Here is a 566-nt window from a genome sequence, read left to right on the forward strand (position 1 = left end):
CCACCCCGCCCTCGTCGGCTTCCGCCCCGTCATCGAGGCCGGCGCCGAGCTACGACTACACCACACACTGCTCTACAACTCGATCGACTGCGCCGACGACGAGATGCTGGTCAACACCCACGTCTACGGCCACCCCGGAGGACACGCCCCGGTCTTCCACCTGCGCCGACAAGACGCCGAAGGCATGGCAGACACCTACCTCGACTCGATCGAGCGAGTCTGGGCAGCAAGCGCGCGCTCCACTGGCTAAGTGTCCGATGGCAGCCCGGCCGCACACGGCTCTGACAACGCGCACGACCGGGGCCTCACGAGCCGGTGTCCCAATGCATCCGCGATCTAGATACCAGCTACTCATCAGCTTGCGGATATGGAATCCTGACCAACACCGCATCTACAGGACGTCCCGTGACACGTTGGCGTCCCAGGCCCGCATCCTTGGAGATGCCAGACTTCGGTGGAGACCGGTTGAACAGCCAGGAACACGGGAAGATTCAATTCCAAGTAATACTAAACGAAGCTATCAGGCGAGTTGAACAGCAACATTTCTCGGACGAAGCGCGGCCGAT

Annotated in this window: 1 protein-coding gene; it reads left to right on the forward strand. The window is 61.7% G+C overall.

Features of this window, described 5'->3' with window-relative positions:
• Positions 1–250, forward strand: a 250-nt coding sequence (locus tag TEK04_RS21265) for a hypothetical protein (protein WP_432277366.1), incomplete at its 5' end; no start/stop codon positions are given.
• Positions 251–566 lie beyond the last annotated feature (316 nt).

Origin of the sequence: Klenkia sesuvii (assembly GCF_037083825.1) — a bacterium.
Lineage (GTDB): Bacteria > Actinomycetota > Actinomycetes > Mycobacteriales > Geodermatophilaceae > Klenkia > Klenkia sesuvii.